Annotated in this window: 10 protein-coding genes; 3 read left to right on the forward strand and 7 right to left on the reverse strand. The window is 72.4% G+C overall.

Features of this window, described 5'->3' with window-relative positions; all coding sequences use genetic code 11:
- Positions 1-30 precede the first annotated feature (30 nt).
- The 3 genes from H0H10_RS02645 to H0H10_RS02655 are packed head-to-tail and all read right to left on the reverse strand — an operon-like array spanning position 31 to position 6,355.
- Positions 31-1,272, reverse strand: coding sequence for a cytochrome P450 (locus H0H10_RS02645; RefSeq protein WP_188179147.1), 1,242 nt, complete (start codon positions 1,270-1,272; stop codon positions 31-33).
- Positions 1,269-2,249, reverse strand: coding sequence for a TauD/TfdA family dioxygenase (locus tag H0H10_RS02650; RefSeq protein ID WP_188179148.1), 981 nt, complete (start codon positions 2,247-2,249; stop codon positions 1,269-1,271). The genes H0H10_RS02645 and H0H10_RS02650 overlap by 4 nt, the downstream gene beginning before the upstream one ends.
- Positions 2,246-6,355, reverse strand: a complete 4,110-nt coding sequence (locus H0H10_RS02655; protein ID WP_188179149.1) for a PA14 domain-containing protein — start codon at positions 6,353-6,355, stop codon at positions 2,246-2,248. The genes H0H10_RS02650 and H0H10_RS02655 overlap by 4 nt, the downstream gene beginning before the upstream one ends.
- 177 nt (positions 6,356-6,532) lie before the next feature.
- On the opposite strand from H0H10_RS02655, the gene H0H10_RS02660 reads away from it, so the two are divergent.
- On the forward strand, positions 6,533-7,186 hold the full coding sequence (locus H0H10_RS02660) for a response regulator (protein WP_188179150.1): 654 nt from the start codon (positions 6,533-6,535) through the stop codon (positions 7,184-7,186).
- Positions 7,187-7,240: 54 nt separating this feature from the next.
- On the opposite strand, the gene H0H10_RS02665 is transcribed toward H0H10_RS02660, so the two are convergent.
- The 3 genes from H0H10_RS02665 to H0H10_RS02675 form a co-directional block, all read right to left on the reverse strand.
- A complete protein-coding gene (locus tag H0H10_RS02665; RefSeq protein WP_188179151.1) occupies positions 7,241-7,498 on the reverse strand; it encodes a LysR family transcriptional regulator in 258 nt (85 codons plus the stop codon).
- 218 nt (positions 7,499-7,716) lie between these two features.
- Positions 7,717-10,260, reverse strand: coding sequence for an ABC transporter permease (locus H0H10_RS02670; RefSeq protein ID WP_188179152.1), 2,544 nt, complete (start codon positions 10,258-10,260; stop codon positions 7,717-7,719).
- Positions 10,260-11,030 carry an ABC transporter ATP-binding protein gene (locus tag H0H10_RS02675; protein WP_188179153.1) on the reverse strand — a complete coding sequence of 257 codons (771 nt, stop codon included), beginning with the start codon at positions 11,028-11,030 and terminating at the stop codon, positions 10,260-10,262. Before H0H10_RS02675 ends, H0H10_RS02670 begins: the two co-directional genes overlap by 1 nt.
- Positions 11,031-11,290: 260 nt before the next feature.
- Here H0H10_RS02675 and H0H10_RS02680 point away from each other — a divergent pair, with 260 nt between their 5' ends.
- A complete protein-coding gene (locus tag H0H10_RS02680) occupies positions 11,291-12,514 on the forward strand; it encodes a cytochrome P450 family protein (RefSeq protein WP_188179154.1) in 1,224 nt (407 codons plus the stop codon).
- A 19-nt stretch (positions 12,515-12,533) separates the two neighbouring features.
- Here H0H10_RS02680 and H0H10_RS02685 read toward each other — a convergent pair whose 3' ends face one another.
- Complete coding sequence (locus H0H10_RS02685; RefSeq protein ID WP_188179155.1) at positions 12,534-14,606, reverse strand: ABC1 kinase family protein; 2,073 nt, start codon at positions 14,604-14,606, stop codon at positions 12,534-12,536.
- A 276-nt stretch (positions 14,607-14,882) separates the two neighbouring features.
- Between H0H10_RS02685 and H0H10_RS02690 the strand changes: the two genes are divergently transcribed.
- Positions 14,883-15,128: a DUF6269 family protein gene (locus H0H10_RS02690; protein WP_188179156.1), complete on the forward strand. Its 246-nt coding sequence runs from the start codon at positions 14,883-14,885 to the stop codon at positions 15,126-15,128.
- Positions 15,129-15,175: the final 47 nt, after the last annotated feature.

A 15,175-nucleotide genomic window follows, 5' to 3' on the forward strand; every position in this document is an offset into this window, starting at 1 on the left:
CACCCGGGGTGCGCACGGCCGGCCGGGGGGTTACCGCTCCGCGCGCAGGGAGACGGGCAGACTGCTGTACCCGTGCAGGAAGTTGGAGTGGATGGGACGTGCGGGCGAGGTCAGGGCGGCCTCCGCGACATGGGTGCGCAGCGCGCTGAGCATCGCGTGGATCTCCGCCCTGCCCAGATAGGCCCCGAGGCAGAAGTGCGGTCCGTACCCGAACGACACGTGCTTGTTGGGCGTCCGGCCCAGGTCGAACACCTCGGGCCGGTCGAAGACGTCCTCGTCGTAGTTGGCGGAGCTGTTCCACAGGGTGACGACGTCCCCGGCACGGATCGTCCGGCCGCCGATCTCCACGTCGGTCAGGGCACGGCGGCCGAAGTGCATGGCCGGGGAGACCCAGCGCAGCACCTCCTCCACCGCGCTCTCCACGGTGACCTCGCCCTCCTTGAGGCGACGCCACTGCTCGGGGTGCCCGATCAGCTCGTGCATCCCGCAGATCATCGACAGCCTGCTGGTCTCGTCGCCGCCGATGATGACGCTGTAGCAGTTGAGCACGATCTCCTGCTCGTTGAGCGGCTCGCCGTCGATGGTGGCCGCGGCGAGCACGCTGACCACGTCGTCGCGGGGGTCGTCCCTGCGTTCGGCGGCCAGGTCGGAGAAGTACAGCAGGAGTTCGTTGCGGGCGACCAGCGCCTCCTCCTCCGACTGCCCCTCCTCCTCGGAACTGAGGGCCTGCTTGGTCAGGGACAGCAGATAGTCCCGGTCGGCGGCGGGCACGCCGAGCAGGTCGGCGATGGTCGCCATCGGGATGTGCTCGGCGACGTCCTGTGCGAAGTCGCAGGTGCCGCGCGCCACCGCCTCGCGCACCAGCCGGTCGGCGCGTCGGCGCACCCCGTCGACGACGGGCTCCAGGACGCGGGGCGCGAACGCTTTGAGCAGGACGTTGCGCAGTTCCCGGTGGCGCCGTCCGTCGGTGACGGCCAGCATCCGGCCGGCGGCGGAGTCGCCGCCCTCCAGGAGGGTGGCGAGCACGTTGCCCCGCTCGGAGGTGAACCGCTTGTTGTCCCGGTACACCTCCATCACGTCCCGGTAGCGGGACACGACCCAGAAGCCGGGCACCGCCCGCCCCTGCACGGCATGCCAGTGGACCGGGTCCTGTGTTCTGAACGCCCGCCAGATGCCGACGAGTTCCTTCTGCCGGTCCAGGAAGGTCCGCGGGTCGGTGAGGTCGATGTCCGCGAGGTCGACGTCGCCCGGTGCCCTGGTGGCGGTGGTCATGCCGCGTCCGCCGTGCGCTGGGTCATGGCCACCAGCACCGTGCGGTCGCCGGTGAAGGGACGGCGGCCGTGCGAGGTGAGGATGTTGTCGATCATCAGCAGGTCGCCGGTCCGCCACGGCTCGGCCAGGGTCTTGTCCCGGTAGGCGCCGAGGATGGTGTCGATCTCGTCGCCCGTGATGGGCGTGCCGTCGCCGTAGTAGGCGTTGCGGGGCAGACCGTCCTCGCCGCAGATCTCCAGCAGGCCCTCGCGGACGGCCTCGGGCAGCGCGTGGACGTGGAAGAGGTGCGCCTGGTTGAACCAGACCTTGCGGCCGGTGACGGGGTGTTCCATGACCGCGGGCCGGCGCTGGCGGGTGCGCAGCACGTCGCCGTCCCACTCGGTCTCGATGCCGTGCTCGGCGCAGTACGTCTCGACCCGGCCCTTGTCGTCGGTCTGGAAGCCCTCCTGCCAGGACAGGCCCATGCCGGTGCGGTAGGTCCGGGTGTAGAGGACGCCCTTGTCCTCGAACCGGCGCACCAGGTCGGCCGGGAGCGCGTCGAGGAGGGCCGCGCTGTCGGCGACCGGGGTCTCGCCGCCGGTCTGCGCGGCCTGCGCGCAGAAGAAGAAGACGTTGTGCGGCCAGTTCTGCGAGTACGCGCTCTCGTTGTGCTGCGGGATCGTCTGGTCCTGCGGGTACTCGGTGGAGGTGTAGACGTTGCCGGTCACCCGGCTGCGCGGGGTGGAGCGCTCGTTGTACTCCAGGCTCGGTCCCCCGCCGATCTCCTCGGCGATCTCGGCCAGTTCGGCCTGCTCGGCGAGCCCGCTCCCCTTCACCATGACGGCGGCGTGCTCGTACATCGCCGATCGCAGCGCCTCGGCGTTGGCGGTGAACCAGCCGCGGTGGTCGTCCCCGGAACGGGGCGTCACCCGTACCAGGTGGGTGCCGTTGTGCTCGACCAGCTCGGTGTCGGCGTCGGTGAAAGGCGTCGTCATCATTCCTTCTCCACGTCCAGGCTGTAGCCGTTGATGCTCGTGTGGTTGACCGGGTCGCCGGCCGCGTATTCGTAGGGGTTGAGGAATGGGCCCGACGACACCGGGGCGGAGAACCGTCCGAAGGAGGGGTTGTACACGCGGGTGTCGAGGACCACGTTGTAGAGGGCTCCGGCATGCTCGGTGCCCACCTGGTACCGGCCGAGCCATCCGTAGTCGTAGTCGCCGGGCATGTTGTCCGGCACGCGCCGCGGGTCGACGGTGCCGTCGGCGGTCACCGGCTCGCCGTTCAGGCCGTAGTGGTAGAGGTCCCCGCGCTGGCGGCCGTCGTCGCCGGTGACGAGGAAGACGTCGCCGCGGACCGTGGGGTGGCTCCACGTCGTGGGTGTGGCGCCGTCCCGGCCGGCGTCCACGGTCAGCACCACTCCGCCGGGCAGGCCGACGACCCGGTTCAGCAGCCGCCCGTCGCCGTCGAGCACGAGGTCGGGGGCGGCCTCGGCCATGTCGGTGTGCCCGTAGCGCAGGTGCAGGGTGCCCTGTGCCGTGGTGGCGGTGCGGGCCATCACGTGGTCGGCGATGTCCTTGGTGTACGTCACGTCGGCGTCGCCGGGGCCCGCGCCGGTGACCCGGGCGCCGAGGTAGCGCTCCGCGGCGTCGGGACGCTGCGTCACCTGCGTGCCGTCGGCCCGGTAGCCGGTGAGGTGACCGTTGAGGGCGTAGTCCGGGCCGGTGACGGCGTGGTCGCCGGTGGTGGCGAGCAGCCGGTCGGCGTCGTCGTAGCAGTGGCCGGTGACCGTCGTGCCGCGGGCGGTGCGGTCGGTGAGCCGGACGACGTTGCCGTTGGCGCCGGCGTCCGCACGGGTGCCGCTCGGGCAGTCGTCCGCCGCCCGGGAGGTGAAGTCGCGGACGTACTCGTGCCCGCCGGTCCAGGCGCGCACCAGCCGCCCGGCCGTGTCGTAGACGAAGTCGGGGCCGCCGGGGCGGCCGCCCGCGCCCGCGACGGTCTCGTCCACGATGGTGCCGGACCGGGACCGGGTCACGCCGGTGTTCCTGCCGGTGCCGTCGGCGAGCGTCCAGTTCTTGGCGGTGATCCGTCCGGCGGCGTCGCGCTCCACGGCGAGCCGGGTGCCGTTGGCGTAGCGCACACCCTTCAGCGCGCCCGCGGCGTCGTACTCGGCGGAGGCCAGCTGCCTGCCGTCCAGGACGACGGCGGCCACGCGGCCGGCGGCGTCACGACGGAACTTCGTGACCTGGGGTGCGTCGCCCGCGGTCGGCGGGGTCACCGTTTCGAGCACGACGCGGCCGGCCCGGTCGTAGGCGGTCCGGGTGCGGGTGCCCTGGCCGTCCGTGTAGTCGACGGTGCGGCCGAGCAGGTCGACGGTGCGGGTCATGGTGTGGTCGTGCTGGGTGGCCCGCAGCGTCAGCGGGTCGCCGCCGTGGCTGTTGTCGTAGGCCACGCTCCAGGCGGGCAGGTTGGCGTTGCCCGGCATGGACATCCTGCTGATGACACCGCGCTCGTCGTACTCGACGCAGGTCCAGTCGGGGCCGCCGAAGTTGACCGCGACGGGCAGGCCGCGGGCGCCGAAGACGAACTTCTCGACGCGGGCGTCACCGTCGGCGCCGGCGGGCAGTGCAATGGACTTGGGCAGCCCGCGTTGCGGGGCGGGGTCGTTCTCCTGCGTGCAGGGGTTGTCCGCGCTCTCCGCGGTGCCGTAGTAGGTGAAGGTCTTCCGGGTGCCGGCCGGGCTGGTCTCGGCGACCGGGCGGAACGCCTCGTCGTAGGTGTAGCCGGTGGCGAGGGCGAGACCGTCGGGGTCGGTCACCAGGGCGGACGGGAGGCCGAGTTCGTTGAGGCGGGTCTGCGTGGTCAGCGGCGGCACGCCGTCGGAGTCCGCGCGGACGGTGGTGAGGCCGGTGGCGTCGAGCCGGGTGGTCTGCGCGGGGACCCGGGCGCAGCCGTCGGGGGCCGGGCTGACGGGGCGCAGATCGGCGCCGAAGCACTCGCTCGGTCCGGGGCCGTAGGTGCCGGAGGGCATGCCCGTCTCGTCGTAGACGGTCGTGCTCATCCGCCCGGCGGGGTCGGTCTGCGACCGCGGGCGGCCGTCCTCGGTCCAGGTGTGGCGGGTGGTGCGGCGGGTGGCGTCGGTGTCCGTCGCGAGGCGGCCGGCGGCGTCGAAGGTGACGCGGCGCGCCCAGCCCTGCGGCGTGGTGATCCCCGCGACCTCGACCTCGGTCTCCCGTGCCGCGGTGGCGTAGGAACGCACCGGCCGCAGTGCGGACCCGGCGTCGGTGCCGTCCGGGTCGGGTCCGGTGACACGCGAGACGACGGGGGTGTCCCCGCGGTAGTCGACGCGGTACTGGGCGGCGGCGGTGTCGCGGCCGGTGCCGGCCGCGATCCAGTCCATGACCAGCGGCGGGCGCACCGTGGTGAGCCGGTGGTCGGCCGTGTACCCGAAGTCCGTGACCTCGGCACCGGGGTTGACGACGCGGACGAGCTTGCCGTCGCGGTAGTGCAGCTGGGTGGTGCCGGCGCCGGGCACCCGGACGGCGCACACGTACCCGGCCGGCGCGTCGTCGTCGGCGCATGCCTCGTCGCCCGCGTAGCGGAAGGTGAGCCCTTCCTCCTCGGCGGCCTCGATCGCGGCGGCCTGGCCCTCGGGAACGGCGGCGGGGACCGCGTCGCCGCCGTCCTTGCCGCCGTCACCGGCGCGGGCACCCCGGCCTGCCTGGCCACCGGGGGCGGGCAGGGCGGCGGAGCCGGAGGCGGCGGAGCCGGAAGCGGCAGTGCCGGAAGCGGCGAAGCCGGAGGCCGCCGAGCCGGAGGCCGCCGAGCCCGAGGCCGTGGCCCCGGCAGGCGGGTGCCCCGCGGTCGTGGCGGCCGGTGCCGTCGCTCCGGGTGTCGTGGGCGCGCCGGTGGCGGAGGCCGCGGCGGGCGGCGTCGCGTCCGGAGTGACCGTCCAGCCGGGCGGGAGCACGGCGCCGGACGGCTGCAGCCAGGAGGCGGGGACGGGAGCGGCGTGGCGGCCGGCGGCGGCCCACAGGGTGACCTGCCCGCCCTGCTCCGGGCGGCGGTACTCGACGGTGATCCGGTGGGCGGTTCCGGCCGTCAGCCGGACGTTTCGGCCGTACACCGGCCCGCCCTCGCCGGCCCGGTCGCCCTGCCAGTCGTCCAGGAGCGGCTTTCCGTCGACGAGGACGCGCAGTCCGCCGTCGTAGGTGCCGCCGAGGCGGTAGGTGCCGTCGGCGGGAACCGACAGCCGTCCGCTCCAGCGCACCCGGAACCCGGCGCCGGGCTCGGCGTCCGGGTAGGGGGCGCCGGCGCCCCAGCGGAAGTCGACGCGGGCGTCGGTGCGCACGGCGGCCGGCTCGGCGTTCTTCCCGATACGGGCCTCGTCGTCGCCCGCGTAATAGGAGCCGGTCAGTCCGCCGACGGTGGCGGCGGCCTGCGCGTCGAAACTGAACATGGCACCGAGGTCGCCCGCACCGGTGGGCACCTGGGCGGTACTGACGGAGGTGGTGACGTTGCCGGTGGCGAGGTTGACGGTGACCGGGCCGAGGCTGTCGACGGGGACGGGACCACCCGCCTCCTGGGCGCCGAGCAGCTGGCGGACGGTGAGGGTGCGGGCCTCGGCGTCCTCGCCGACGCGGCCGGCGGCGTCCTTGGTGCGGACGGTCCAGTGGTAGCGGCCACCGTCCTTCAGCAGCCCGGCAGGAACCTGCCACCGGGGCGACCGGATCCAGCCGGACGAGGTCACCTGCCCGGTGCGCGCGCCGTCGCCGGTACCGATGACGAACTCATAGGCGCGCGCGCCGCGTTGCCGCTCGGCGGACAGCCAGGGCCGGGCACCGGTGACGGCGGCACCGTCGGCGGGCGCCGCCGCGGCGGCCCGGGCGCCGCCGCCGTCGGACGGCCCGGCGGCCGTGTCGAAGTCGCCCTCCGGCCACGCGGGCCGGTTGGGCGGTCCGGGATCGGCGGGCAGCAGTGGCACCCGGGTGGCGTCACCTCGCGCCGCGGCCTCGGTCGCCGCCGGGTGGACAGCTCCCAGCAGGGTGAAGGACAGAGCCGTCGCCGCGGTCGCGGCGGTCCATCCGAGTCTCTTGGTGTGAGCCATGCTCAATCACCGCTCCAAAGAGGGAAAAAGCGAGAAGAAGGGGGAAGACGGCGCGCGGCGGCGCTCGGGTACTGCCGTCCCGATCCTGTCAGTGGCCGGATCCGGGCCCCAGTCCGCAGAGAATCTTTGAATACGCTCCGGTGGCTGCCCCCGGGCCCGTCCAACTACGGTGCTCCCGTGACCATTCGCATTCTTCTCGCCGACGACCAGGAGTCGGTGCGCATCGGATTCCGCCTGATCCTGGACTCCCAGCCGGACATGGAAGTCGTCGGGGAGGCGGAGGACGGACGGCAGGCGGTGGATCTGGCCGAGCGGCTGAAGCCGGACGTGGTGCTCGCCGACATCCGCATGCCCCGCATGGACGGTCTGGAGGTGACCCGGCGGCTGGCCGGCCCCGAGGCCGCGAACCCGGTGCGCGTCGTGGTGGTGACGACGTTCGGGCTGGACGAGTACGTCCACACCGCACTGCACAACGGTGCCTGCGGGTTCCTGCTCAAGCGGTCGGGCCCGACCCTCCTGGTGGAGGCCGTACGGGCCGCGATGGCCGGCGACACCCTCATCAGTCCCTCGCTGACGGTGAGCCTGCTGCAGCATCTGCAGGGCGCGAACCGGCCCAGGGCCGCGCAGCCGCTGGAGGCGCTGACGGAGCGGGAGACGGAGATCGCCCGGCTGGTCGCCAAGGGACTGACGAACGCGGAGATCGGCGCGGAGCTGTTCATCTCGGCCGGTACGGCCAAGACGCACATCGCCAACATCCAGCGGAAGCTGGACGCCCGCAACCGGGTGGGCATCGCCGCCTGGGTGTGGGGCAACGGCCTGGCCCAGAACTGACCCACGGAACCCGGCCGGCTCTGGCCTCCTCCGCCGGGGCCGGAGCCGGCCGGGTCATGTCGGCGCACACACGTCTTTCATACTGTCGATCAGTGCGAGTACCGCCCGCGCCGAGGGCAATATCATCCGGCCTTCGCGGGTGAGCCTCGCGCCGGTCGAATCGCGGGTGAAGAGTTTGATGCCCAATACCTGTTCGAGGCACTTGATCTGGTAGCTGATGGCCGGTTGTGAATATCCGAGCACCCTGGCGGCCTGATCCATGCGCCCGATCTCTGCCACTGACACGAAAGCACGGAACTCACGCTCGTGCATCACTCCCCCTGTCTGTCCGGTGGAACACAAGCGGCTCCGACGGCCCCGCGCGGGGTGCCGCCGGATTCCGTCGAAATGCGCTTCCATGTCAGCCGACTTGGCCTAAAGAGGCAATGAATGGTGCAGGAAGCTGCAATCGGGGGGAGGTGCCGCGGGCGGCAACGAGCCCGGTTTCCCCCGCCGTACGGGGAAACCGGGCTCGGGCGGGTGCCCTGCGGTCAGCTGTGGTTGACGGCCGCGAGGACGTTGAGCCGCGCGCCGCGCCGGGCCGGGGCGATCGAGGCGATGACCCCGACGACCGCCGCACCGATCAGGTAGGCAACCATCTGCCCCCACGGGAGGGAGAGCCGGGTGACGCCCTGGTCCTCCATCGCGTGGGCGACGGCGAGGCCGAGCACGCCGCCGACCGCGATGCCGAGCACGGCGCCGAAGAGCGAGATCACCACCGACTCGGTCATGATCATGCGCCTCGTCTGTCCCCGGCTGAGGCCGATGGCGCGCAGCGCGCCCATCTCGCGGGTCCGTTCCAGGATGGAGAGGGCCAGGGTGTTGACGATGCCGAGGATGGCGATGAGCATCGCCACGCCCAGCAGTGCCTGGACGATCGCGAGCATCATGGCGAATCCGCCGCTGAACTCCTCGATGACGTCCTCCCGGGTCTGCACCGTCACCTCGGGGCTGTCCTTCAGGAGCGTCTCGATGCGGGACCGCACCTCGGACTCGTCGGCGCCGCCCGCCAGCTGGAAGAAGGCCTGCGAGGGCTGTCCGGTGCGGAAGCCGGCCTCGGCGTCCGCCCACGGCACGACCATGCCGTTGACGAGGGTGGAGTTGGCGAAGAGGCCGCCGACCCGGTAGGTGCGCTCCTCGCCGCGCTGGAGCTGGAGGCGGACGGTGTCGCCCACCTTCAGTCCGCGCGCCTCGGCCGTGCTCTCGTTCATCACCACGGTCCCGGCGGCCAGGGTCTCGACGGATCCGCCGGCGGACCGCAGGCCGAGCACCTCGCGCGCGGCGTTCCAGTCCCGCCAGGCGGCGACCGGCTGGTTCTCCTTGCCGACGGCGGCGGTGTCCATCGCCGCGGCGGCCAGGTGGCTGACCCCGGGCACCTCGGCGATCCGGTCCAGGGCGGCCGGGTCGATGGACGCGGAGTTGGCCGAACCTGCCTCGCCCATGGCCACCAGGTCGGCCTTCAGGTCCCGCCGGATGTCGCGGGTGACGCTGTCCTCCGACGACGCGGCGACCGTGCTGATGGCCGTCACCAGCGCGACGCCGATCATCATGGCCGAGGCCGTGATGGCGGTACGGCGGGGGTTGCGGGCGGAGTTGCCGCGGCCCAGCCGCCCGGGCAGCGAGCGGGCGAACACCGCTCCGAGCAGCTGGACGGCGGGCCGGCTGATCAGCGGGGTGAGAAGGACGACGCCGAGGAAGGCGGGAAGGAGGCCGAGCAGGATGAGGTTGGCCCCGTCGGAGGCCACGGAGCCGCCGACGAGCAGCAGTGCGCCGAGGCCGAGCAGGATTGCGCCGGTCCAGGTCTGCTTGCGGTGCCGGCCCTCCGGTCCCGCCGACGCCCTGATCACCGAGATCGGCGCGACCTTGGAGGCCCGCAGCGCCGGGAAGAGGGCGGCCAGCATGGTGGTGAGGATGCCCACCGCGAACGCGGTGACCACGGCACTGGCCGGAATGCCGAGCGAGGCCACCTCCAGGCCGTCGGTCGAGCCGGCCAGCAGGTTGGAGCCCAGCGCCCCGATGCCGACGCCGGCCGCGAGCCCCAGGGCGGAGGAGACCAGGCCGACGACGAACGACTCGAGGAGCACGGAGCCGATCATCTGCTTACGGCTGGCGCCGAGGGCGCGCAGCAGGGCCAGTTCCCGCAGGCGCTGGGCGACGATGATGGAGAAGGTGTTGATGATCAGGAAGACGCCGACGAGGACGGCCACACCGGCGAAGCCGAGGAGCACCGTGCTCATCATGTCGAGAATGCCGCGCGACTTGTCGGACGCCTTCTCCGCCAGCTCACGGCCCGTCAGCACCTCGTAGTCGGCGCCCAGGTCCTTGCTGAGCGCGGCGGCCACGGTCTCGGCGGAAGCACCCGCGGCGAGACCGACCCGCACCCCGGAGAAGTCCCCGGCGCCGTCGAGCATCAGCCGCTGGGCGACCGGCTCGCTGAAGACGACCGTCTGCTCGCCGCCGATGGAATCGCGGCCGCCGGAGTATCCGAAGACGCCCGACACGGTGAAGTCCTGCCGCGGCTCGTTGGTCAGCACGCCGATCCGGTCGCCGACCTTCAGGCCCGCCTTCTCCGCGAGACCGGCGTTGACGGCGACCTCGCCGTCGGTGCGCGGCTCGTGGCCCTCGCGGAGGTTGATCAGGTCGCTCTCCCCGCGCCAGCTGCCGCCGTAGCGGGGGCCGCCGGTGCCGGGGACGACCTTGCCGTCCTTGCCGATGGCGCGGGCGCCCTCGGCGAGGACCAGACCACTGGCCCGGTCGACGCCTTCGACGCGGGAGACCGTCTCGACCAGCGCCCGGTCGACCGGCGGTACGACGGCCGGGTCGTCGGCGGTCTGCGCCTCGACCTTGGGCTTGCGCTCCACGTACAGGTCGATGTCCTCGTACGCGCCGCTGAACTGCGCGTCGATGGAACGGTTGAGGGTGTCCTTGATGACCATGGCGCCGGACACGAACATCACGGCGAGCACGATCGCGAGGCCCGACAGGACCAGGCGCAGCTTACGGGAGAGCAGGCTCTTGAGGGTCGCGGTCAGCATCACGCCACCCGCGCCCGGGAGTCGAGGTTGCGCATCTTGTCGAGGACCGCGTCGGCGGTGGGCTCGCGCAGTTCGTCCACGATCCGGCCGTCGGCGAGGAAGACGACGCGGTCCGCGTAGGACGCGGCCCGCGGGTCGTGCGTGACCATGACAATCGTCTGGCCGAGCGTGCGCACGGAGTCCCGGAGGAATTCCAGCACCTCGGTGCCGGAGGCGGAGTCCAGGTTGCCGGTCGGCTCGTCCGCGAAGATGACCTCCGGCTGGGAGACCAGGGCGCGGGCGCAGGCGACGCGCTGCTGCTGGCCGCCGGAGAGCTGGGTGGGCCGGTGGCCGAGCCGCTGGCCGAGTCCGACCGTGTCGACGACCCGGTCGAACCAGTCCTTCGACGGCTTGCGGCCGGCGATCGCCAGGGGCAGCAGGATGTTCTCCTCGGCCGTCAGCGTCGGCAGCAGGTTGAACTGCTGGAAGATGAAGCCGATCCGGTTGCGCCGCAGCAGCGTCAGCTCCTTGTCCGACATGTCGCTGACCCGGGCGTCACCGATGTAGACCTCGCCCTCGGTGAGCGTGTCGAGGCCGGCCAGCGTGTGCATGAGCGTCGATTTCCCGGAGCCGGACGGCCCCATGATCGCCGTGAATTCACCGGCGGTGAATTCGACGTCCACACCACGCAATGCCGCGACTTGCGCCTCCCCTTCGCCGTACAGTTTCGTCACCCCGACAGCTCGGGCGGCGACCTGTCGCTTCGTCGAAGCCGAAATGGTCGCGGTCATGACTCACACTCCCCACACGGGTTTTGAGATCGGACGGTTCATGAGCGGGTCACTGTGCACCGTGCCCGGCCGTGGACAAGAACCTACGAGCAGGCCCGCCCGGGCCACATCCACCAAACGGCATAGATGGTCTCCCGGTCCGCCCCCGTGTTCCGAGGGCAGATCGAACTCTTGAAACCAGCACTGCGCCGAACGGCAGAGCCCGCCTAGCGTGCCGGACCGAACGGGGTACTCCCGGCTCGGCGGCACGGAGGTCGGACATGACAGCCACGCGGACCCTCTCCAAGTTCTGGATGCTCACCAACGAGTTCACCCAGAATCCCTATCCGGTGCTCGAATACGTGCGGCGTGAATGCCCGGTGCGCGAACTCGCCTTTCCGGACGGCGGACGGGCCTTTGTGGTGACCCGCTACGAGGACGCGAAGGCCGCGCTCGCCGATCCGCGGCTCAGCCGGGACATCTACGTCCACTACCGTCTGATGTCCGAGCGCACCGGGCGCACCATGAGCCCGCCGCCCGAGGAGGCCAACCACCTCGCGAACCTGGAGCCGCCACGGCACACACCGCTGCGCCGGGCGATCAGCTTCGCGTTCACCCCGCGCCGGGCGGAGGCCCTGCGTCCCCGGGTGGAGGAGATCGCCGACGGCCTCCTCGACGCCCTGCCCACCGGCACCGGCGCCGACCTGATCGCCGGATACGCCGATCCCCTGCCGGTCATCACCATCGCCGAGCTGATGGGCGTGCCCGCCGACCGGTGGCCGGACTTCCTGCGCTGGTCGGCCGCCCTGCGCACGTACTCGCCCACGGACGGCTCCGGCGCCCTGGACCGCAACATCCGTGAGCTGTCCTCCTACATGTCGGAGCTGATCGCCCGCAAGGAACGGGAGCGGGGCGACGACCTGCTCTCCGCGCTCATCCACGCCGATCCGGAACGCCGCCTGACCAGCACCGAGATCCTGTCCACCGGGTTCGCCCTGATGACGGGCGGCAACGACACCACCGCGAGCCTGGTCGGCGGGGTGCTCGCGGCGCTGCTGACGCATCCCGCCGAGCGGGAGCGGCTGATGGCGGAGCCGGGCCGGTGGGGCAAGTCGATGGACGAGCTGATCCGGTACGTCGGCCCGATCAGCAATGCGCTGCAGCGCGTCACGACCGAGCCGGTGGAGCTGGGCGGGGTGACCATCCCGGCCGGCGAAGTGGTCGTCATCTGCGTGATGTCGACGAACCGGGACACCAGTCAGTTCCCGGACCGCCCCGACGAGCTGGACCTGGACCGGCCCAAGCCGGCGCACCTCAGCTTCGGGCACGGCATCCACTACTGCTCCGGCGCGCACCTGGCCAAGGTGATCACCGAGATCGCCGCCCGCCGGCTCTTCGAGCGGTTCCCCGACGCCCGGCTGGCCGTCGACCCCGCCCGTCTGGAGTACCAGCAGAACGTGGTGGTGCGCCCGTTGAAGGCCCTGCCGGTCCTGCTGCGCCCGTGAGAGCCGGGCGGCGCGCCGCTCACTCCGGGCGGCGCATCGCCGTGTACAGCGCCCGCAGGATGAGGATCGCGCTCACCGCGAGGACGTGGTAGCCGACCAGCGGATACAGCTCCAGCTGGCGCGTCACCCGGGGTCCCTTGCCGGTGCCGAACACCACCAGCATCACCCCCATCAGCCCGGTGCAGCAGGCCATCAGGCTGACGGTCACCTGGTGGATGAGCCCGGAGACGAACCGCCGCTCCCGCTCGTCGGCGAGCAGCCGGATCCGCACCCCGAGCCGGCCCTCCTCCAGTGAGGCGCTGATCCGCTCCGCCCGCCGCGGCAGCCTGCGCAGCATGGGCAGCACGTGCAGCAGTTCCTGCGCCGCGCCGTGCATCAGGGCCGACACCGTCGTCGTACCGGACTCGCCGGCCCCGCCGTACGCCTTCGACGCGCCGGGCCTGAACCGGTCGGTGAGCATGCCGACGGCGAACGCACGCGCCTCCTGCAGCAGGTTGAAGGAGGGTGCGAGCCGGGTGAGGGTCCCCTCGATGGTGGCCAGCGCCCGGAACACCGCGGCGACCTCCGGGGGCACCGCCAGCCCGAACCGCGCCAGCATCCGGAACAGGGCGGTGAACATCTCGGTGTCGGGCTGGGCGTCCACGCCCAGGTGCCGGGCCATGAACCGGGCCAGCTCCCGCTCCAGCAGCGGGCCGGGCAGCAGTTCCTCGTGCACGGTCGCGCGGGTGCCGAGCAGGGTGAGCAGCGCGTCGTGCAGTCCGGCGGGGTCGCCCCGGTCCACGGCGACCAGCAGCTCACGGATGGCGCTCTGCGCGGAGGGGTCGATGCGGCCCACCGAGCCGAAGTCGATCAGCCCGATCCGCCCGTCCTCCAGCAGCAGCATGTTGCCCGGGTGCGGGTCGGCGTGGAAGACGCCCACCCGCAGGATCTGGTGGAGCATCGAGCGCAGCGCGGTGCGGGCCAGTGCCTCCCGGTCGCGGCCCGACTCGTCGGCGACCGCCGCCGCCCGGTCGAAGGTGACGCCCTCCAGCCACTCCTGCACCAGGACCCGCGCCGAGGTGTACTCGTAGTAGACGTGCGGGATGCGCACCCGGGCGTCGCCCTGGCGGCCTCCGGTGGCCTTGGCGACGGCGCCCGCGTTGCGCGCCTCGATGCGGAAGTCGAGTTCCTCGCGCACGGACCCGGCGAAGCCGTCGCTCAGCTCGCGCAGCCCGAAGGCCTGAGCGGCCCGCACCCGGCTCTGCAGACTGCGGCTGACCGCGAGGACGATGTCCAGGTCCCGTTCCACCACTTCGCGGATGCCGGGCCGCTGGATCTTGACCACGACGGTGGGTCCGCCGCGCAGCCGCGCCCGGTGCACCTGGGCGATGGAGGCGGCGGCCAGCGGCTCGTGCTCGATGCTCTCGAACACCTCCGCGACCGGCCTGCCCAGCTCCTTGCGCAGCACCGCCTCGACCTCCGGCCAGGGTGCCGGGGCCACGTCGCTCTGCAGCCTGCTCAGTTCGTCGATGAAATGGGGCGGCAGCAGATCGCGCCGGGTGGAGAGCACCTGCCCGAACTTGATGAGCGCCCCGCCGCACTCCTCCAGGGCACGGCGCGCCGACCGGGCGGACTGCTCCCCGTACGGTCCTGGCCGCATCGCCCGGTCCCAGCCGGCCCGGCCGCGCAGTACCCAGCCCAGTCCGTTGCGCATGAGGATGCGGCTGATCTGTGCGTAGCGGCGGGCCCGGCGCATCCGGTCCCCGAAGCCGCGGGCCGCCTGCAGGGGCCGGGCCCAGGTGCCGTAGGGCACGAAGACCTCCAGGGCCACCAGGGTGGCCATCGCCGCGAACAGCGCCAGCGGGATCTGGATGGTCGACAGGGCCCCGAGGTCGTCGTCGCGGCTCCCCGGGACCTGCCCGTAGAGGAAGAGGCTGGCCACGCCCACCAGGCCGGCACCGAGCGCGCGCAGCGGGGCGACGGTGACCCCGAGAAGCCGGCGCGACGCCGTGGAGACGCCGAACGCGAGGACGGCCAGCAGGACGGTGGCGATCAGGGCGACGAGGAGAGTGAGGGATATGTCGCTGAATTCACCTTCGGCCAGTAATGCCATGAAACCGCTCCCTGGGTAGGTCGCGGGTCACCCTAGGCCGAATCCGCCCTGATCCGGGGACCCGTGGCAGCTTCATGCAGCCCCGGTGCGTCCCCGCCGGCCGCAGCCGCGCCCGCGCCGCCGGCCGCCCGGCACCGCGTGTCTGTACGAAATCTGTACCGGAGCTTGCACACCCCTGTACCCGGGGGCGGAGAAGGACGCGGCAATTCGTATGCCGGCTCCTCCGAATCTGTCGTCACGGCCCAGAACGACCGGGACCGACACAGAGGAGGAGCCATGCGCAACGATCACGGATCCGCTGCCGGGGTTCAGGATCCGCTGCAGTTCCTGAACGAGATCGAGCAGCGGGCGGCGGTGTGGGGCGGCGCCGGACTGGAGGTGCCGCAGGACGGTCCGGTGCCCAGGGCCCGGCTCCTCGCGGAGTACGTCAACGCGCTCACCGAGCTGATGGCGCGACGTGCCGTCGAGCCCCCCGCGGAGATGTACACCTTCGACGAGGGGCACGCGGGCGGCTGCGGCTGACGGCACGACGGGCCCGGTGGGCCGTCCGCTCCGCTGCGGACCGCCCA

This window comes from Streptomyces griseicoloratus, assembly GCF_014534645.1.
Classification (GTDB): domain Bacteria; phylum Actinomycetota; class Actinomycetes; order Streptomycetales; family Streptomycetaceae; genus Streptomyces; species Streptomyces griseicoloratus.